The organism is Pandoraea sp. LA3, from assembly GCF_022696215.1.
In the GTDB taxonomy this organism is placed as follows: Bacteria; Pseudomonadota; Gammaproteobacteria; order Burkholderiales; family Burkholderiaceae; genus Pandoraea; species Pandoraea capi.
Genome location: NZ_PTPY01000031.1, coordinates 20486 through 38809 on the forward strand (window position 1 = coordinate 20486; position 18324 = coordinate 38809).

Consider the following 18324-nt stretch of genomic DNA (forward strand, 5'->3'; position numbering starts at 1 on the left):
CTGGACCCCGCCGCGTCAGACCGCCGACGCCCCTGTCGCCCGAACTTTCCCGCGAATGGCGCATTCTGCGGCCATACCAGCTCGATGGACTTTGGCACGTGGACGCTCTTGTCGCTCGCGCCCGGGATGAACGCGGCCTCAACGTGAAATACGAATCGCACGCCGTCGCCGGTGGACGTCGGCAGCCCGGCGACGACACCAGTCACCGTCACGTCCCGGCCTTCCAGCGCCGGGGGCAAACGATCGCTAAGTCGTGCGTCCGCTCGATACGCCGCCCATGCATACCCGCCGACACCGGTACAAACAGCGAGCCCTGCTATCGCTGCATGCCTCCCCCAGCCGCCGTTCAGCAACGCTACGCGATGCACTCGCCGTACGCCGTTGTCCACCGTCCACGCCGCCGTTGGCTCTTCGACTCCACTCCGCATCCGGCCCGCGTCTTCGCCGCAAGTCCTCCGCTCCGACGCCATACAGGCACCCCTCAGCACCCATAGCGCCGCCACGACGAAGACGCCGCTCGCGATACCCACCGCCCATCCATACCCCCGGCCTGCGGGCAATTCCGGCGCCTGCTGCAACCACCAGATGCCGACAACCCAGGCAAGCAGCACAACTCTCATGACGTCACCGCGTCATGTCTGCACATCCGCGCGACGCCGAAGCGTCAGCGCGAATGCCCGGAGGGATCTTCGGAAATCAGGGAAAGTTTGGCGCCAGCGTCATCACCGGGCGTCATCGCCATTGCGCCGGCAAGACGCGGCAACACCCGCCAGGCGTTGGCACAAGTCGCTTGAGACAACGCGTCGGCAGACACGCCACGCACCTGCGCCAACACTTGCGCGATACGTGGCAGCTCGACGGGGCTGTTGCGCTGCTTGTAGCGCCATTCCGGGGCGATATCGGGAGCGTCCGTTTCCAGCACGAGAGACGATAGCGGCATTTCTACGGCCAGCCGGCGAATCTGCAATGCCCGATCAAACGTCATTTGCCCGCCGAACCCGAGACAGAATCCGCGCGCCACGAACATGTCCGCCTGCTGATGACTACCATTGAACGCATGCGCGATACCGCCTCGCGGCGTGAAGATGCGCAACTGCTTCAACAAGGCATCCTGCGACCGGCGTACATGGAGGATGATCGGCAAATCAAAGTCCCGGGCGATCTTCAGTTGCTCGACGTAGAAGAATTGCTGACGGTCCGGATCGAGCGTCTTGACGAAGAAATCCAGACCAATCTCGCCAATCCCGACAAATCGTGGATCGCCCATCGCACGCGCCACTGCGCGACGCAACGTCGCAATGTCCTCATCCCGTGCCCGGGGCGTATAAAGCGGATGGATGCCGAGCGCGTAAGCGCCGCCGGGTATCGCACGGGCCGACGCACGCGCGGCATCGAATGTCGCGCATTCGACGGCAGGCACCACAAGGCCCGTCACGCCAGCGGCAACGGTGTCGGCAATTACGGTCGGGCGGTCGGCGTCAAATTCCGCCGCATCGAGATGGCAATGGGTATCGATCCACATGGTCAGATGTCCTTGAGCGTCAATTCTACGGGTCGATGACAAGGCTCGCACGCCGCGCTCGTCATGACCATCGGACAACACCGCATCCGGGTCTAGGACGTTGCCGAAAAAACCGATCAACCGCGCCTGAAATGAAAAAACGCCGGGGAACTCCCCGGCGTCGCTTCATCGACAGCGATAGCGCATGACGACGATCAGGCCAGCTCCAGCACCCCTTCGCGCAACCGCAAAGCGCGGTCGCAACGACGTGCCAGATCAATATCGTGCGTGACGATCACAAAGCTGGTCCTGAGCGTCTCCGACAGTTCCAGCATGAGTTCAAATACCGTCTCTGCGGTATGCCCGTCGAGGTTGCCGGTCGGTTCGTCGGCCAACACGCACGCCGGCTGCGTTACCAGTGCGCGCGCCATTGCCACGCGTTGACGCTCGCCCCCGGAAAGCTCCGACGGGCGATGTTTCATGCGCGAGCCAAGGCCCACACGTTCGAGCATCGTCTGCGCCGCCACCCGCGCCTGCTCGGTCGGCAGCCGACGAATACGCAACGGCATCGCCACATTATCGAGCGCCGAGAACTCGGCAAGCAGATGATGGAACTGGTAGACGAAACCCAGCGACTGGTTGCGTTGCGCGGTCTTGTCGCGCTCACGCAGCGACGAAAACGGCTTGCCAAGCAACGACACTTCGCCGCGCGACGGATCGTCGAGCCCGCCGAGCACATGCAGCAAGGTGCTCTTGCCCGACCCTGACGCCCCCACGATGGCGACCTTCTCACCCGGCGCCACATCCAGACTCGCACCGTTGAGTACGGTCACATTCAACTGACCTTGACGAAAGGTCTTGTGCAGATCGCGTGCGCGCAGCACAGGGCCGTCGTAGGCCAGATTCGGCACAGGCGCCATCGATTGATTCGCGTTACTCATAGCGCAAGGCCTCCGCCGGTTTGACGCGCGAGGCACGCCAGCTCGGATAAATCGTCGCCAGTGCCGACAGGATGAAGGAGATCACCCCGATGCGAATCACGTCCGACGATTGCAGATCCGAGGGCAATTCGGAAATGAAATAGATGTCTTGCGGCAGGAAGTGAATCCCCAGCAAGCGCTCGATGAACGGCACGATGGTGCCGATGTTCACCGAGATCAGGCAACCCAGCCCCACACCGAGCAACGCGCCAGCAAAGCCGATGGTCACGCCCTGCACGATGAATATCTTCATGATCGAGCCGGGTTGCGCGCCCAACGTACGCAAGATGGCGATGTCCGCATACTTGTCAGTCACCGTCATCACGAGCGACGACACCAGATTGAATGCCGCAACCGCAATGATCAGCGTCAGGATGATGAACATCATGCGCTTTTCGGTCTGCACGGCCACGAACCAGTTCTTGTTCTGCTGCGTCCAGTCACGCACCCACATATTGCCGGACAGCGTCTTGGCCAGCTCACGCGCGACGAGCGGCGCCTGCTCCATATCCTGAATTTTCAGACGCACGCCCGTCGGTCCATCCAGACGGAACAGCGTCTCCGCGTCATGCAGGTCGATCAACGCGAGCGAACTGTCGTACTCATAGTGCCCGGCGGTGAAGATGGCCACCACGGTGAACTGCTTCACGCGCGGCAATACCCCCGCCGGCGTGATGGTCCCCTGCGGCGCCACCAGCGTGATCTTGTCGCCGATGCTCACCCCAAGCGCACGTGCCAGCTCACGCCCAAGCACGATGCCGAAGCTGCCGGGGGTGAGGTTGGAGAGCGTACCATCGGTGATCTGTTTGCCGAGATCGGAAACCTTGGCCTCTTCGCTCGGGACGATGCCGCGCAGCACGACACCGCGCACGTTGTCCTCGCGCGTGAGCATGGCCTGTTCACCGACGTAAGGTGCGGCAGCAATGACGTTCTTGTTCTGCAAGGCCTCGGCGGCCGTACGCTGCCAGTCCGGCAAATTGCCGTCGACCGCGAAGACCTCGATGTGCGCCAGCACGGAAAGCATGCGGTCCCGAACTTCCTTCTGGAAGCCGTTCATCACCGAGAGCACCACGATGAGCGCCGCCACGCCCAGCGCAATGCCGGCCATGGAGATGAAGGAAATGAAGGAAATGAAACCGTTGCCGGATGATCGCTTGCCGGTGCGCGTATAGCGCCAGCCGATCTGCCATTCGTATGGGAATTTCAAACGGATTCCTGATTCTTGATAAGGATCGATCGGAACGCGCCGACGCCGGCTTTCACCGGCGCTGATCGGTTGCTCAAGCCCCGCATCCGGCCCCTGCCCGGTATGCTGGACGGCACGTTCCGTACCTGACGTCAGGGTCACCCAACTGCCAGCGCGAAGTTTGCCATACAATTCGCCTCGACATGGATACACCTGCCCTGCACTTTCTCTTGCCGTTCGCGCTCCCCGCGTCGGCCCATTTGCCCGCACTGCTGGCCGAATTGGAGTTGCCCGCGCTCGAAAAGTTGCTCGCGCGTGGCGTTCAGTCGGCGCAGGACGTGCCGGAAGACCCTTTCGTCCCTACCCTGCCGCATGAGCGCTGGCTCGCCGACGCCTTCGGACTGCCCGGCGGCCCCGCGCGCGCCCCGCTGGCGCCTTTCATGCTGCTGGCGGACTCGGGCTCGCTCGACACCCGGTTCTGGTACTGCGCACAACCCGCGCACATCCACATTGCCACCGATCATCTCGTACTGACCGATCCGGCCGAACTCGAACTGAGTTCAGAGGATTCTGCCGCCCTTTTCGCGACAGCTCACGCCCTGTTCGCCGAAGAAGGCGCCGACTTGATCGCACCACGCCCCGACCGGTGGTATCTGAGCGCGCCGGCGCTCGGCGACCTGCTCACCGCCTCGCCTGCACGTGCCGCCGGCCGTAACGTCGACATCTGGCTGCCGCAAGGCAAGGCCGAACTGACCTGGCGCAAGTGGCAAAACGAAGTCCAGATGGCGTGGTATGACCACCCGGCCAATCAATCTCGCGAAGCGCGCCGCCTGCCGCCGGTCAACGCCCTCTGGCTCTATGGCGGCGGTCAACGCATTGCCGCGCCCCGCATGAATCGCCCGTGCGTGACCGTGCTGGCAGACGCGCCCGCGACTTGCGGGCTGGCAAACCATATGCAGATTGCGTTGCATCCGACATCTGCGGGAATCGACGCTGCCGACGGCCGCACACTGGTGCAGCTCGACACGCTGACCCCGCATTTCCTGATGGAAGACTGGGCGCGCTGGCGAGACGCCCTCGTCGAAATCGACCGTACGTGGCTCGCGCCCGCCTTAGCTCGTGTCACCGGCTCGCAAGCGCGTGAAGTTGCGCTCACGCTGTGCGGCGACAGCCACAGCGTGACGATTCGTGCACGCAGCGGCGATCTGCGCAAGTTCTGGCGACGTCAGGCACTTCCTGCCCGAATGGCAACGCTGGCCCGACTGGGCGAGGAAGTGGCATGACCGACATCGTCACCCGTCATGTCGACGATGCGACGGCCAACGCGCTGTCCAGCAACGGGGTGCATCCCGTGCTTGCCCGCCTGTTCGCGTCTCGCGGCGTGAGCGAGAGCAGCGAAACGGAAACCGCCCTCGCCCGCCTGATCCCGCCTACGCAACTGAAGGGAGCGCAAGACGCGGCCGTCTTTCTTGCGGACGCCATCGACGCCGGCAAGCGCATGCTCGTCGTGGCCGACTACGATTGCGACGGCGCGACAGCCTGCGCCGTGGCCGTACGCGGCCTGCGCATGTTCGGCGCGAAGGTCGAGTATCTGGTGCCCAATCGCTTCGAGTATGGCTACGGACTCACGCCCGAAATCGTCACCCTGGCGGCCCGAGGCAAGCAAGGCCCACCGGACGTTCTGATTACGGTCGACAACGGCATTGCCAGCCTCGACGGCGTGGCCGCTGCGCAAATGCTCGGCATCGAAGTCGTCGTCACCGACCATCACTTGCCCGGCAACGAACTTCCCAACGCGCGCTGCATCGTCAACCCGAACCAGCCGGGCTGCGAGTTTCCGAGCAAGAATCTGGCTGGCGTCGGCGTGATGTTCTACGTTCTGCTGGCGTTGCGCGCCGAGTTGCGTAGCCGTGGCGCGTTCGAGACCCGCGAGCAACCGCGTCTCGACACGCTGCTTGATCTCGTCGCACTGGGGACCGTGGCGGACGTTGTCAAACTCGATGCCAACAACCGCATTCTGGTGGCGCAAGGTCTTTCGCGTATGCGCGCCGGACGTATGCACCCAGGCATCAACGCCCTCTTCCGTGCGGCCGCCCGCAATGCGCGTCAGGCCGCCAGTTTCGATCTGGGTTTCGGTCTCGGCCCACGCCTGAATGCGGCGGGACGTCTCGCCGACATGTCGCTCGGCATCGAATGTCTGCTCACGGATGACGATGCCCGCGCCTGGACACTCGCGCAGGAACTCGACGCGATGAACCGCGAACGGCGCGAAATCGAAGCGGGCATGCAGCAAGAGGCGCTGGCCGATCTGGCGCGCTTCGATCCGCGTGCGGCAACCACGCTGTGCGCGTTCAACGAAACGTGGCATCAGGGCGTGATCGGGATCGTGGCCGCGCGGCTGAAAGAGAAGTTTTATCGCCCAACCATCGTGTTCGCGCCGGGCGATGACGGTCAGATCAAGGGCTCCGGCCGCTCGATCCCCGGCTTTCATTTGCGCGATGCCCTCGATCTGGTGACCAAACGCGAACCCGGCCTGATCGGCAAGTTCGGCGGCCACGCCATGGCCGCTGGCCTGACGATCGCGGCCGACGCGCTGCCGCGCTTTCAGGCCGCGTTCGAAGCCGTCGGGCAGGAATGGCTCGACGAGAAAGCGCTCTCACGCGTGATCGAAACCGATGGCGACATCGGCGACGATTGCTTCGTGCCGCCGTTCGTTGCGCTGCTCGACGCTCAAGTGTGGGGGCAAGGTTTCCCGCCCCCGGTGTTTTCAGGCGAATTCGAAGTGCTTTCGCAAGCCATCCTGAAAGACAAACACCTGAAGCTGCAACTCGGGCGCGGTCGCATGCGCTTCAATGCCATCTGGTTCAATCATGCCGATACGTTGCCCAGCCGCGCGCAATTCGCGTATCGCCTCGCTGCGGACACCTTTAACGGCGTATCTCGCGTGCAGATGATCATCGAACACGCACAAGGCTGACGAAGTACCGCGGACGGACGTGATCTGCGTTCGTCCGCCGAGTCCGCCGATTGAGCCGATTAAGCCCTCGATATCTCAGCCGGGTTACGCCTCGTCTCGGCATGACATTCACGGCGCCGCACATCCCGTCCAGTAAGAAGCGGCCCTTTGGCCCACATCGACATATCTACGCGGGTTGCGCCTCGGCAACATACTCACGCATCACCCGCAGAAACGCTTCTCGCGCGGGGTGCACATCCACCCCGCGGTGCCGAACGAAGAAGTTGGGTACCGCTGCCAGATCCTCCATCGCGTGCCCCACGATGTTCGCCTCCTGCCGGTACCGCAGATAGATGCCGCGAGGCACGAGGGAATAGCCCACGCCTGCACCCACGCAAGCGACGATGGTCGCGTAGCTTCCGTAACTCAAAATGCGCCCCGGCGTGACCGCGTTCGACGCCAGCCACTGCTCCATCGTGCCGCGATACGGACAGCCCGGCGGCCACATGAGCAGCGTAGCGCCGGCCAGATCGGAAGCCTCATGCACGCGTCCCGCTCGTGCCGGGGCAACCAGCACGATCGGTTCGCGGTAGATCTCGTCCGCGACGACCGACATTTGCGCTTGCGCTTCGAGACATGCGGTGCCAGCGATCAGCGCCGCATCGACGCGTCCGTGCTGGATTTCGTCGAGCAGGTTCAACGACGTATCCGTCACCAGATTCAGACGCACTTTCGGATAGGCCGCGTGGAACCTTGCCAGCACCGCAGGCAAGCGCGACGTGGCCGACGATTCGATGGCGCCCAGAGAGAAATCCCCCGACGGTTCGTTCGCAGGATTGAGTGCCGCGCTCGCTTCGCGCGATAGCGCGAGAATCCGGTCCGCGTAACCAAGCAGCGTACGCCCGCTCGGCGTGAGTTGCAGACGTCGCCCCTGCCGGTGGAAAAGCTTCACGCCTACCGTGTGCTCCAGGGACCGGATGCGCGCCGTCACGTTCGATTGCACACAGTGCAGCGCCTCGGCCGCGCCCAGCACGCTGCCCTCATCGACGATGGCTTTAAAAGTCTGAAGTTGCAGAAAGTCCATGACGGGCTCCAGGGCAAATCGCGTGACGACAAGACCGCACGACGACGCCAAGGCGACATCGTGCTTTCGGTCTGCCGCAACACGCGCGGCGGCCAACCGTGAAATGTTACGCGTCGGCCGCCATCACTTCAATAATAGTGAACAAAATCACCTTAACAATTCACTTTTTTAGTGCCCGCGAAAGGCATAAGCTTCGGGTTATCCCTAATGCGATGCACGCCCAAGCATTCCGCCTCCGGCCCTCGCGTCGCACCTTGTGAAGGAAGTCACACCATGTACCGCCCCCTGTCCGCCGCTGCCAACCTCAACGCTTCCGCCCCGGTCGTTGCTGCGCCGGTCACGCCGCTCGGCCTGTTCTTCCGCGCCATCGATCAGTGGCGCATGCACTATGAGCAGACGCTGCAAGCCGAAGCGCTCGCGTCGTTCGACGATACGTCTCTCGCGGATGTCGGCTTCGCGCGCGATGGGTTCGGTCTGCGTCAGACGTCGCGTTAAGCCACTGTCCGAAAGTCGTCAAAAGCCCCCGAAAAGTCAGGGAAACAGGGGCTTCGCTGCGCTATAATTGCGGTTTTCCCGAATTCGCAACTGTCATAGCTCATGGAAGCCGAACGCCTCAACGCCCTCGAATCCCTGCTCGCCGACCTTCGCACTCGCGTGGGCGAGCTCAGGGGGTATCTTTGACTTCGATGTCAAGCAAGCTCGCCTGACGGAAGTCAACAAAGAACTCGAAGATCCCAACATCTGGAACGACTCCAAGCGTGCTCAGGCACTGGGCAAGGAGAAGAAGGCGCTCGACAGCGTGGTCACCAATCTGACCGAACTCGACGCCGGCCTCTCCGACACGCAGGAGCTGTTCGACATGGCTCGCGAGGAAGGTGACGAAGACTCGCTCGTGGCGCTTGAAGGCGACACGAAGGGGCTCGAAGCCCGCGTGGGTGACATGGAGTTCCGCCGGATGTTCAACAACCCGGCCGACCCGAACAACTGCTTCATCGACATTCAGGCCGGCGCCGGCGGCACCGAGGCCAACGACTGGGCCGGCATGTTGCTGCGCCAGTACCTGCGTTATTGCGAGCGCAAAGGCTTCAAGGCCGAAGTCCTCGAAGTGTCGGACGGCGACGTCGCCGGCATCAAGAGCGCCTCGCTCAAGGTCACGGGCGACTACGCCTACGGTTATCTGCGTACCGAAACCGGTGTGCACCGTCTCGTGCGCAAGTCGCCGTTCGATTCGTCGGGTGGCCGTCACACGTCGTTCGCCAGCTTGTTCGTGTACCCGGAAGTCGATGATTCGATCGATATCGAAATCAATCCGGCCGACGTGCGTACCGATACCTATCGCGCCTCGGGTGCGGGCGGTCAGCACATCAACAAGACCGACTCCGCCGTGCGTCTGACGCACATCCCGACGGGCATCGTCGTGGCCTGCCAGAACGACCGCTCCCAGCACCGTAACCGCGCCGAAGCGTGGGACATGCTGCGCTCGCGTCTGTTCGAACACGAGATGCGCAAGCGTCGCGCCGAGCAGGACAAGCTTGAATCTAGCAAGACGGATGTGGGCTGGGGTCACCAGATTCGCTCGTACGTGCTCGACCAGTCGCGCGTCAAGGACCTGCGCACCAGCGTCGAGACCGGCAACACCGGCAAGGTGCTCGATGGCGATCTGGACGACTTCATCTCCGCGAGTCTCAAGCAGGGAGTGTAAGGAATGGCGTTTGTCCGCACGCTAGCCGTGTGGGTGGTGAGTGCGCTGTGCTTGCAGCGCGCCGCCGTTGCTGCCCCGGCCAGTTCGCCGGGTGCACCGGGTGCAAGTCCCGAGACGGGACCGTACCTGCATGAACTGCTCAAGCGCCCGGATTTTTCGGGCGCTTACGCACGCATCGTTGCACCGCGCAATGTGCCCGCATGGGTGCGTCAGGGCGGCACCTCGACGCCATCGCAGCGCGTGAGCGTCGCAGGCAAGCCCTGGCTGCTGGTGCAGAGTTGCAAGCCGCACGATTGCCCGAGCGAGTACGTCCATATCCTGTATGAGCCGCGCTCGCAGGCCATCGCGGCGTTGTTTGTGCGAGACCCCAGTGCAGCGGCCAATGCCAGCCCGCATCAGGACCGCACGGAACTGATCTGGCTGGGTGCGCCCGACGGCTCGCTCAAGAATGCCCTGCTCCACACGCTGCGTTTTACCGAATAACTTCATCGTTCGCATCATGACCGATCAAAACATCCCGGCCGATTCGGCCAATCAGGCCAACGACCTGCCGCAGGACGACAACAAGCTCATCGCCGAGCGTCGCGAGAAGTTGACGGCGATTCGCGCGGGCGGCGTGGCATTCCCGAACGACTTCCGCCCCGAACAGCACGCCGGCGATCTTCAGGCACGCTATCAGGACGTCGACAACGAAACGCTTGAAGCCGAACCCGTCGCCGTGTCGGTGGCCGGTCGCATGATGCTCAAGCGCGTGATGGGCAAGGCCGCTTTCGCCACCGTGCAGGATGGCAGCGGTCAGATTCAGTTCTTCATCGGTCGCGACGACGTGGGTGCCGATTCGATGACGGCGTTCAAGGGTTGGGACATCGGTGACATCATCGCCGCGACCGGCACGCTGTTCCGCACGCGCACCGGCGAACTGTCGGTCAAGGTGAAGGAGCTGCGTCTGCTCGCCAAGGCGCTGCGCCCGCTGCCGGACAAGTTCCACGGTCTGGCCGATCAGGAAACGAAGTATCGTCAGCGCTACGTCGATCTCATCACGTCGCCGGAAACCCGCAACACGTTCCGCGCACGTGCGAAGGCCATCGCCTCGATCCGCCAGTACATGACGAACGCCGACTTCATGGAAGTCGAGACGCCGATGCTGCACCCGATTCCGGGCGGCGCGGCAGCCAAGCCGTTCATCACGCACCACAATGCGCTCGACATGCAGATGTATCTGCGTATCGCCCCCGAGCTCTATCTGAAGCGTCTGATCGTCGGCGGCTTCGAGCGCGTGTTCGAAATCAACCGTAACTTCCGTAATGAAGGCGTGTCGCCGCGCCACAATCCGGAGTTCACGATGATGGAGTTCTACGCAGCCTACACGGACTACCGTTGGCTGATGGACTTCACGGAAGCCCTGATCCGTCGCGCGGCCGTCGACGCACGCGGCACGGCTACCATCGAATATCAGGGTCGCGAACTGGATCTGGCCAAGCCGTTCCATCGCCTGACGATCGTCGAAGCCATCCTGAAGTACGCGCCGGAGTACACCGAAGCGCAACTCGCGGATATCGACTTCGTGCGCGGCGCGCTCGCCAAGTACGGCGTGAAGACCGATGCACCGCAGTTCAAGAACGCCGGCCTCGGCGCGCTGCAACTGGCGCTGTTCGAAGAAACGGCGGAGAGCCAGCTCTGGGAACCGACGTTCATCGTCGACTACCCGGTAGAGGTCTCGCCGCTGGCACGCGCGTCGGATACGCTGCCTGGCATCACCGAGCGTTTCGAGTTGTTCATCACGGGCCGCGAGATCGCCAACGGCTTCTCGGAGCTGAACGATCCGGAAGACCAGGCCGCACGTTTCCGTGCACAAGTCGATCAGAAGGATGCGGGCGATGAAGAAGCCATGTATTACGACGCCGACTACATTCGCGCGCTCGAATACGGCATGCCCCCGACAGGCGGTTGCGGCATCGGCATCGATCGTCTGATCATGCTGCTCACCGACAGCCCCAACATTCGCGACGTGCTGCTCTTCCCGCACCTGCGCCGCGAAGACTGATCGGTCGGCACGCAACCAACGCAAGATGAAGCCGCAGCCCCTGTCGGGGGCTGCGGCTTTTTTCATAGCGACGTCGAACGCTCACGACGCAGCGACGTATCCTCCTCATCGGGCAATTCGCGATCGTCCGGGGACGTCGCCGGTAATGTGGATGTCGGCACCGGCGTCGTGGTTTCCGAACATGCCTCCCGGCGACGCGTCAGCGCGTCCTCCCCTTCCCGTCCAACGATCGAATCTCGCCAGTCGGTTCCTGCGCACTCACGCATGAAATCGGCAATCTCGATGGCGGCGACCGATGTCGGCTGTCCATCGGCCGACAGGCGCGCCACGGATTGGGTGACGTTGGCCAGACAGTCCACCAGGCCACCCGCGTGCATGTGAAACGACACGATTCGCACGCAGATCTCGTCCATGAGCTGCCCCGATTCGTGCGTCGCAAGATGCGGTAGGACCGCGCGTCCAACTGCGCAGAATAAGGCCGTATTCGGATCGGACGACCAGACGCTTTCATCGACCGACGGCATCACCGAACGCCACGATGGGGCGAGCGCACGCCAACCGAGGTCATATTCGAGCGCCGCCATCGTGCCCGGCTCGAATCCCGGCTCGCGAAGGTAGATCGATGGGAGTGATAACGCCTCCACCGTGGCGAACTCACTCGTATCCACGGGAAGGCTGAGGTCACGAATCTCGCCGACATTACTGACATCGCTGACCTCCTGCGGGGCGGACGGCACCTGCGCATCGGCGCGCCGAGACCCACCGGCACCGACACCAAGACACGCCATGCGATCCGCGATATCGGTGGCCACCTCCCCGGGACGTACGGTGGCCGGGCATCCATCCTCGGTACGGGTCGCACCGAGCATCTCCATCCATACGGCGCTGACCCGGTTTTCGTTGAGAAAGCCCACGCGGTCCGGCTCGGAATGCAGATGCATGATCGTTCTCCCCTCGACCTGAACCTCGACGGGAGACGCTTGCGGCAACACCGTACGGCATTGCGCGGGCGCACGTGGCTCGGCGACGGCGCGAAGCACGCGTGCCCCGTCGAACGCCTCGGAGAACGCAGCGCTCCGAATTTGCACAGAGCCAATCGGTGAGAGGAAGACGGACGATGTGTGTCCCGTCGAGGAAGCCGTATGAGCTGCGTAGGAATGAGTCGCGTAAGACGATACCGAGGGCAAAGCTGGCATACGTAGTCTCCGGTGAAGGCAACGGAATGTGCCCTCACCGAGTCTAGGTAGCGTCCGATGTCAAGTTTTGGGGTCGCGAGCGCAGGCTATGTGAAACGAGACAACACTGGAAACCTATTTTAGAAAGCCGGCGTACCTCGATAAGCGGACGGCCAGTCGCCATCGAGTCGCAACCAACTACGTGAGATGGGCAGAATGGCGCCCGTCGATGCGCCCTCGATCAACTGACGCAATGCCAGCGACGACACCGTCTTCGTATCGGTAGGAAAGGCGACGAGGAAGGTGCGGTTCACGGCGATTGCCGCGAACTCCGTCGCTTCGAAATGCTCGGCCATCGACTGGTAGAGATTCCCCAGCACCAGAGCCCCCGCGGGCGCCATCCAATTGCCGCGCGAACCGCCAATCATCGTGCCGTCGTCGAGCCGGGCAATGCCGAATTCGAAATGGCGCGCCGTCCAGGCACGTGAGAGGTTGGATGCCGCTTGCGCGAACGCCGCCTCGAACGTCAGTCCGGCGGCTTGCAAATCGCTACCCTGCAAACGTCGCAGCCCGGTCGGGCTATCGAGGACCAAGGTGACGAAGACGTCGTCCGAAAATGGCTCACTGACGTCGCCCTGCGCATCGTGCGTATCGACCCACGCACGTTGCACGACGTACGGATACACATGCGGATGGCTCGTCGCATCCAGCGGATTTTCGAGAGTCGGTAACGTATCGATCATAAGTGTGTGACCAAGCGCCGGGAGATGCGTTCACAGACGATGCGCAACATTATGCGCGCGTGAGGCTTGCTGTGCCCGTTGTGCGCGTATGGCCCGGACAGCACGCCACCCGATCAGCCACATCAGTGCAGGCAGCAACACGACACCCCACTGCCCCATCGGCGTCCAGAGTACGGCGAGATACGCTTGTAACGGCAGCAGCCAGAGCAACGCCTGCAATCGCCCCGCGAGCCACGTCTGCCCTTCGTTCGTGCCAACAGTGGCGTCCTCTTGTGCGAGGCATAACAGCGGCACGATCAACCACACCAATTCGTAGTAGAGAAGATAGGGCTGAACCAGTAACGTCGCTGTCATGGCCGCAGCGACGCGTAACGGCAAGGGCCCACGCTTCGCCCATAGCCATGCGGCAACGAGTATCGAAGGCACGGCCACAATGGCGTAGAGTGCGTACGCCACGGGCAACGGGATTCCGCTCAGACGTGCCGCAGCGAACACCGTCGGCATCGCATGCCAGATATCGCCTGCGCCTTGCTGGACGACCTCGACATTGAACGCGGACACGGCCGCAAAGAACGCCCGCCACAAGGACCACCCCTCCCACGTCAGCGTAAGCCCACAACAGAGCGCAGCGGTCGCGGCCATCGTCATCAAAGCGCGCCATTGTCTTGCGCATAGCCACCACAGCGGCAGCAGCACCGCGAATTGCGGTTTGATGACGAGCAGGCCGGCGCACACTCCCGCAAGCAACGGGGAAGTGCCCGAATACGTTAGCGCGACCGTCATCAGCAACAGCGTCACGACCGAGTTCTGCCCCGTCAGGATCGCGACCCAGAGTCCGGGGAACGCCATGACGACCAGCCACGGCCAACCCGCCCCAACTCGCCATCGCCTCACGGCAACGACAAACAACGCGACGCTAACGATGACGTACAACGCGTACACCCAGCCGTATGACAGCCGTGACAGCGGTTGAATCAGCCACTGGAATGTCGGCGGATACAGCCAATGCCCTAGCTCGGTGTAATCGGGAAAGAAATGCAGTTGCGCGGCGTCGAGCGTTGCGTTGTCGAAGGCAGCAGATGCACCGAGATGCGTGGTGATCCACGAAACGGTCCAGAAGACGCGCAGATCGTGCCCCAGCGGCGGCATGCCCTCGGTCCCCTCTGCCCCCTCACGTTCGCTCATCAGCCAGCTGAAAGCCCACGCGCCAAGTGCCGCCCATTGCAGCACCATGACGACACCCGCTGCCATCACGACGCCGCGCGGCAACGACACGCCCCCTAAAGGCTTGCCTCGACGCGTCGTCGGCAGTTCGGATGACGCCATCTGTCGATTCATGTCTCGCCTCTCCCACGACTTGTTTCTTTTGTTAAATCCGCCGCAGACGACGCCTGCGCAACGCCTTTTCAATCAAAGAAAATTCTTATATTTTTCAAAAACTTAGGGGATCCAACAACATTACCGGAAGGTCGATCGGACGATGCACATCTTACATCGCGTTACAAAATGAAACGGATGCCGTTTTCGCGGTGACGGAAACTTTTCTCATGCGAAATCGCCCGTGCACGCCAGCACGCAAAAGAGGATTCGCACTTACCGCACGATGGAGAGAACAACATGGATAACGATCTGCAACCGCGTCGCATGCATCCCCTGGTCGCTGCCGCTGCCGGCAGTATCGTCGTTGTCAGCCTGCTCGGTGTCGCCGCCATTACCGGCGTGCTGCCGGTGGCGAAGAGTACCGACGGCCCTGCGCCAACGAGCAATAGCGCACAGTACGCATTGACCGGCCCGCAACAAACGGCGCCGTCGGCACAGACGCAACAAGCCGCGTATGCAGAACAGCCGAAAACGCCGTACGCATCGCAACAAATGTCGCAGCAAACGCAGCAACAAGCACCTCAGCGCGCTCCGGCCCCGCAGCCGCCGTATGCCCAGCAGACGGCCGCGCCGACGCCACAGCAAGCGGCAACGTGCTCGACTTGCGGCACCGTGCAATCGGTGCAACCGATTCGCACGGAGGGTCATGCGACCGGTCTGGGCGCTGTGGGCGGCGCCGTGGCTGGTGGCTTGCTCGGCAATCAGTTCGGCGCAGGTAACGGCCGCACGGCAATGACGGTGGTCGGTGCACTCGGCGGCGGTCTGGCCGGAAACGAAGTCGAAAAGCGAGTCCGTTCGGACACCGTTTATCGCGTGTACGTCCGCATGGATACTGGCAAGACGCGTTACTGGACCTATCAATCGGCCCCCGGCGTTCAGCCAGGCGACCGCGTGCGTCTGGAAAACAACGGGCTGGTGCGCGCGAGTTGAGGCATGAGGCCAGCGCCCGGATGGGCTGCATGGCCGCATCACAAGAAAGCAAAAAGCCGCTCTTTCGAGCGGCTTTTTTTCGGACGTCTCATCCAGCCAACAAGACCCGTTGGCCTGTCAGCATCGATCCGGATCAGTCGGCTTCGTCGATCCATGCCAACTGAATGGCTTCCAGAATCTTCTCACCGGAACGATCCGGCGCATCGTCGAAACCGTCCAGCGCGACGACCCACTTGTGAAGGTCGGTGAAGCGCACGTACTGCGGGTCGACGTCGGGATGCGCCTCAGTGAGCGCAATCGCGATTTCCAGGCTATCGGTCCATTTCATGGGGAAGCTCCTTTGTGCTATCTCGTCACTGCACGACACCCACGGGCATCGCTCAGTGATTTTCCTTGGCGTGGTTGATCGTGTACTTCGGAATTTCTACGACGAGATCCGTATCGTCCGGCATCAGCGTCTGGCACGACAGACGCGACGTCGGCTCCAGGCCCCAGGCCTTGTCCAGCAGATCTTCTTCTTCGTCCTCCGCCGGCTCCAGCGATTCGAAACCTTCACGCACGATCACGTGGCAGGTCGTGCACGCGCACGACAGTTCGCAGGCGTGTTCGATCTCGATATGGTTGTCCAGCAACGCGCGGCACACGGACGTGCCCGGCGCAACCTCCAGCACAGCACCCTCCGGGCACAGCTCGACGTGAGGCAATACAACGATTTGAGGCATGGCTTTGAATTCCGTGTGTGTCTTACAGTTTGTCGATGTCCGCCACGCGACGACCGGCCAGCGCCGCACGGATGCTCTTGTCCATGCGGCGTGCGGCGAACGCGTCGGTCGCATGCGAGAGCGTTTCGGTCGCCGCCTTGATGGCGGTCTGATCGTCGCCCGAGGCCTTCTGACGCAGATCGGCCAACAAGCCATCGATCTGCGCGCGCTCTACCTCGTCCAGCAATTCGGGATCGGCTTGCAGCGCGCTGTCGATCGCGACCAGCAGACGCTCGGCCTCCACCTGCTGCTCGCGCAACGCGCGGGCATGCATGTCCTGCTCGGCGGAGCCGAAGCTGTCCTGCAACATCCGGGAAATGTCTTCGTCGGCCAGACCGTATGACGGTTTCACCTCGATCGAAGCCGCCACGCCCGAGTGCATTTCCTGAGCGAAGACGGACAACAAACCATCGGCGTCGACTTGATACGTCACGCGAATTCGCGCCGCACCAGCCGTCATCGGCGGAATGCCGCGCAGCTCGAAGCGCGCCAGCGAACGGCAGTCCGACACCAGTTCACGCTCGCCTTGCAGCACGTGAATGGCCATTGCCGTCTGGCCGTCCTTGAAGGTCGTGAACTCTTGCGCACGCGCGACCGGAATCGTCGCGTTGCGCGGGATGATTTTCTCGACGAGGCCACCCATCGTCTCGACGCCAAGCGAGAGCGGAATCACGTCGAGCAATAGCCAGTCGTCGCCTTCCGCCTGATTGCCCGCGAGCAGGTTGGCCTGTACGGCCGCACCCAGCGCCACCACCTGGTCCGGGTCGAGATCCACCAGCGGTTCCCGTCCGAAGAAGCTCGCCACGGCGGCGCGCACTTGCGGCATGCGCGTAGCGCCCCCCACCAGCACGACACCCTTGACGTCTTCCGGACCCATGCCAGCATCGCGCAACGCCTTGCGCATCGGACCAATCGTGCGCTGCACCAGCGGTGCGCCCAACGTCGTGAACTGCTCGCGAGTGAGGTCCAGTGAAATCTTGCGCTCGCCCGACAGCGTCAGCGCGATGGTCGCCTGCTCGGTGTCCGTCAGCGATTCCTTGGCGGTGCGTGCATGGTCGAGCAAGCTGCGTACGTCTTCAGGCGTCAGCGACGCCGTGTCGATGCCCGCCGTCTGCACCGCCCAGCGGTAGATCACCTGATCGAAGTCGTCGCCACCGAGGGCAGAATCCCCACCTGCGGCGAGCACCTCGAACACGCCCTTCGTCAATCGAAGAATCGAGATGTCGAACGTTCCGCCACCGAGGTCGTAGACGGCGTAGAGGCCTTCTGCACCATTGTCCAGACCATACGCAATGGCGGCAGCCGTCGGCTCATTGAGCAAACGCAGGACATTCAGCCCGGCCAGACGCGCCGCATCCTTGGTCGCCTGGCGTTGAGCATCGTCGAAGTACGCGGGGACCGTAATCACGGCGCCAACCAGATCGTCGCCGAGCGAATCTTCCGCACGTTGACGCAGCGTCGCGAGAATCTCGGCAGACACTTCCACCGGGCTCTTCACGCCGCCTGCGGTGTTCATCTGCACCATGCCGGGCGCGTCGACGAAGTCGTAAGGGGCGTTATCAGCGTGCGCAACATCGGCGAGACCACGGCCCATGAAGCGCTTGACGGAAACGATGGTGTTACGCGGATCGGTCGCCGCCGACGCCTTGGCGTCGTAACCGATTTGCGTACGGTGCCCGCCTAGATAGCGGACAACGGAGGGCAGCAAGACGCGGCCCTGCTCGTCGGGAAGGACTTCGGCCACACCGCTGCGCACGGAGGCAACGAGCGAGTGCGTCGTGCCAAGGTCGATGCCCACGGCGAGTCGCCGCTGGTGCGGCGCGGGGGACATGCCGGGTTCGGAAATTTGCAGAAGGGCCATGACTTTGCAATACGGGCGACA

Annotated in this window: 17 protein-coding genes; 7 read left to right on the top strand and 10 right to left on the bottom strand. The window is 62.8% G+C overall.

The genetic code is table 11. From position 1 onward, the window contains the following. Positions 1 to 664 precede the first annotated feature (664 nt). From C5N93_RS12115 to C5N93_RS12125, 3 genes are all read right to left on the bottom strand, one after another. Positions 665 to 1522, bottom strand: a complete 858-nt coding sequence (locus C5N93_RS12115; protein ID WP_242559452.1) for a TatD family hydrolase — start codon at positions 1520 to 1522, stop codon at positions 665 to 667. 194 nt (positions 1523 to 1716) lie between these two features. Then, entirely contained in the window at positions 1717 to 2442 is a 726-nt protein-coding gene (gene lolD / locus C5N93_RS12120; protein WP_242559453.1) for a lipoprotein-releasing ABC transporter ATP-binding protein LolD, read from the bottom strand. Further along, positions 2435 to 3688 carry a lipoprotein-releasing ABC transporter permease subunit gene (locus C5N93_RS12125; protein WP_069341677.1) on the bottom strand — a complete coding sequence of 418 codons (1254 nt, stop codon included), beginning with the start codon at positions 3686 to 3688 and terminating at the stop codon, positions 2435 to 2437. Before C5N93_RS12125 ends, lolD begins: the two co-directional genes overlap by 8 nt. A gap of 182 nt (positions 3689 to 3870) precedes the next feature. Between C5N93_RS12125 and C5N93_RS12130 the strand changes: the two genes are divergently transcribed. Together C5N93_RS12130 and recJ are read left to right on the top strand one after the other, a co-directional pair. After that, positions 3871 to 4950, top strand: coding sequence for a hypothetical protein (locus C5N93_RS12130; RefSeq protein WP_069341678.1), 1080 nt, complete (start codon positions 3871 to 3873; stop codon positions 4948 to 4950). Further along, on the top strand, positions 4947 to 6644 hold the full coding sequence (gene recJ / locus C5N93_RS12135; protein ID WP_242559454.1) for a single-stranded-DNA-specific exonuclease RecJ: 1698 nt from the start codon (positions 4947 to 4949) through the stop codon (positions 6642 to 6644). Before C5N93_RS12130 ends, recJ begins: the two co-directional genes overlap by 4 nt. Positions 6645 to 6810: 166 nt before the next feature. On the opposite strand, the gene C5N93_RS12140 is transcribed toward recJ, so the two are convergent. Next, entirely contained in the window at positions 6811 to 7707 is an 897-nt protein-coding gene (locus C5N93_RS12140; RefSeq protein ID WP_069341680.1) for a LysR family transcriptional regulator, read from the bottom strand. A gap of 273 nt (positions 7708 to 7980) precedes the next feature. On the opposite strand from C5N93_RS12140, the gene C5N93_RS12145 reads away from it, so the two are divergent. The 4 genes from C5N93_RS12145 to lysS all read left to right on the top strand — a co-directional run bounded on the left by C5N93_RS12145 (position 7981) and on the right by lysS (position 11453). Beyond that, positions 7981 to 8202, top strand: a complete 222-nt coding sequence (locus C5N93_RS12145) for a hypothetical protein (RefSeq protein ID WP_242559455.1) — start codon at positions 7981 to 7983, stop codon at positions 8200 to 8202. Positions 8203 to 8304: 102 nt separating this feature from the next. Further along, a protein-coding gene (gene prfB / locus C5N93_RS12150; protein WP_174981037.1) for a peptide chain release factor 2 occupies positions 8305 to 9409 on the top strand; the annotation gives its coding sequence in 2 pieces (ribosomal slippage) (positions 8305 to 8376 and positions 8378 to 9409; 1104 coding nt in all). A 3-nt stretch (positions 9410 to 9412) separates the two neighbouring features. Next, positions 9413 to 9892, top strand: a complete 480-nt coding sequence (locus C5N93_RS12155; RefSeq protein ID WP_069341682.1) for an Ivy family c-type lysozyme inhibitor — start codon at positions 9413 to 9415, stop codon at positions 9890 to 9892. A 16-nt stretch (positions 9893 to 9908) separates the two neighbouring features. Then, positions 9909 to 11453, top strand: coding sequence for a lysine--tRNA ligase (gene lysS, locus C5N93_RS12160; RefSeq protein WP_150721473.1), 1545 nt, complete (start codon positions 9909 to 9911; stop codon positions 11451 to 11453). A 62-nt stretch (positions 11454 to 11515) separates the two neighbouring features. On the opposite strand, the gene C5N93_RS12165 is transcribed toward lysS, so the two are convergent. The 3 genes from C5N93_RS12165 to C5N93_RS12175 all read right to left on the bottom strand — a co-directional run bounded on the left by C5N93_RS12165 (position 11516) and on the right by C5N93_RS12175 (position 14709). After that, positions 11516 to 12541: a hypothetical protein gene (locus tag C5N93_RS12165; protein WP_242559456.1), complete on the bottom strand. Its 1026-nt coding sequence runs from the start codon at positions 12539 to 12541 to the stop codon at positions 11516 to 11518. 227 nt (positions 12542 to 12768) lie between these two features. Then, on the bottom strand, positions 12769 to 13371 hold the full coding sequence (locus C5N93_RS12170) for a hypothetical protein (RefSeq protein WP_242559457.1): 603 nt from the start codon (positions 13369 to 13371) through the stop codon (positions 12769 to 12771). 30 nt (positions 13372 to 13401) lie between these two features. After that, positions 13402 to 14709 carry a glycosyltransferase family 87 protein gene (locus C5N93_RS12175; protein ID WP_242559458.1) on the bottom strand — a complete coding sequence of 436 codons (1308 nt, stop codon included), beginning with the start codon at positions 14707 to 14709 and terminating at the stop codon, positions 13402 to 13404. A 279-nt stretch (positions 14710 to 14988) separates the two neighbouring features. On the opposite strand from C5N93_RS12175, the gene C5N93_RS12180 reads away from it, so the two are divergent. Further along, positions 14989 to 15681, top strand: coding sequence for a glycine zipper 2TM domain-containing protein (locus tag C5N93_RS12180; RefSeq protein ID WP_242559459.1), 693 nt, complete (start codon positions 14989 to 14991; stop codon positions 15679 to 15681). Between the two features lie 133 nt (positions 15682 to 15814). Here the strand turns inward: C5N93_RS12180 and iscX are convergent, their stop codons facing one another. The 3 genes from iscX to hscA are packed head-to-tail and all read right to left on the bottom strand — an operon-like array spanning position 15815 to position 18303. Further along, positions 15815 to 16009 carry a Fe-S cluster assembly protein IscX gene (iscX, locus tag C5N93_RS12185; protein ID WP_039399317.1) on the bottom strand — a complete coding sequence of 65 codons (195 nt, stop codon included), beginning with the start codon at positions 16007 to 16009 and terminating at the stop codon, positions 15815 to 15817. Positions 16010 to 16061: 52 nt separating this feature from the next. Further along, positions 16062 to 16403: an ISC system 2Fe-2S type ferredoxin gene (fdx, locus tag C5N93_RS12190; RefSeq protein ID WP_047907601.1), complete on the bottom strand. Its 342-nt coding sequence runs from the start codon at positions 16401 to 16403 to the stop codon at positions 16062 to 16064. Positions 16404 to 16425: 22 nt separating this feature from the next. After that, positions 16426 to 18303 (bottom strand): Fe-S protein assembly chaperone HscA, encoded by a 1878-nt coding sequence (gene hscA, locus C5N93_RS12195; RefSeq protein ID WP_242559460.1) that lies wholly within the window; start codon positions 18301 to 18303, stop codon positions 16426 to 16428. Positions 18304 to 18324 lie beyond the last annotated feature (21 nt).

What these genes read in the sequence shown, in the direction of transcription:
- C5N93_RS12115 (WP_242559452.1), bottom strand. Translation starts at nt 1,522, where the DNA reads ATGTGGATCGATACCCATTGCCATCTCGATGCGGCGGAATTTGACGCC.
- lolD (WP_242559453.1), bottom strand. Translation starts at nt 2,442, where the DNA reads ATGAGTAACGCGAATCAATCGATGGCGCCTGTGCCGAATCTGGCCTAC.
- C5N93_RS12130 (WP_069341678.1), top strand. Translation starts at nt 3,871, where the DNA reads ATGGATACACCTGCCCTGCACTTTCTCTTGCCGTTCGCGCTCCCCGCG.
- recJ (WP_242559454.1), top strand. Translation starts at nt 4,947, where the DNA reads ATGACCGACATCGTCACCCGTCATGTCGACGATGCGACGGCCAACGCG.
- C5N93_RS12140 (WP_069341680.1), bottom strand. Translation starts at nt 7,707, where the DNA reads ATGGACTTTCTGCAACTTCAGACTTTTAAAGCCATCGTCGATGAGGGC.
- C5N93_RS12145 (WP_242559455.1), top strand. Translation starts at nt 7,981, where the DNA reads ATGTACCGCCCCCTGTCCGCCGCTGCCAACCTCAACGCTTCCGCCCCG.
- C5N93_RS12155 (WP_069341682.1), top strand. Translation starts at nt 9,413, where the DNA reads ATGGCGTTTGTCCGCACGCTAGCCGTGTGGGTGGTGAGTGCGCTGTGC.
- lysS (WP_150721473.1), top strand. Translation starts at nt 9,909, where the DNA reads ATGACCGATCAAAACATCCCGGCCGATTCGGCCAATCAGGCCAACGAC.
- C5N93_RS12170 (WP_242559457.1), bottom strand. Translation starts at nt 13,371, where the DNA reads ATGATCGATACGTTACCGACTCTCGAAAATCCGCTGGATGCGACGAGC.
- C5N93_RS12175 (WP_242559458.1), bottom strand. Translation starts at nt 14,709, where the DNA reads ATGAATCGACAGATGGCGTCATCCGAACTGCCGACGACGCGTCGAGGC.
- C5N93_RS12180 (WP_242559459.1), top strand. Translation starts at nt 14,989, where the DNA reads ATGGATAACGATCTGCAACCGCGTCGCATGCATCCCCTGGTCGCTGCC.
- iscX (WP_039399317.1), bottom strand. Translation starts at nt 16,009, where the DNA reads ATGAAATGGACCGATAGCCTGGAAATCGCGATTGCGCTCACTGAGGCG.
- fdx (WP_047907601.1), bottom strand. Translation starts at nt 16,403, where the DNA reads ATGCCTCAAATCGTTGTATTGCCTCACGTCGAGCTGTGCCCGGAGGGT.
- hscA (WP_242559460.1), bottom strand. Translation starts at nt 18,303, where the DNA reads ATGGCCCTTCTGCAAATTTCCGAACCCGGCATGTCCCCCGCGCCGCAC.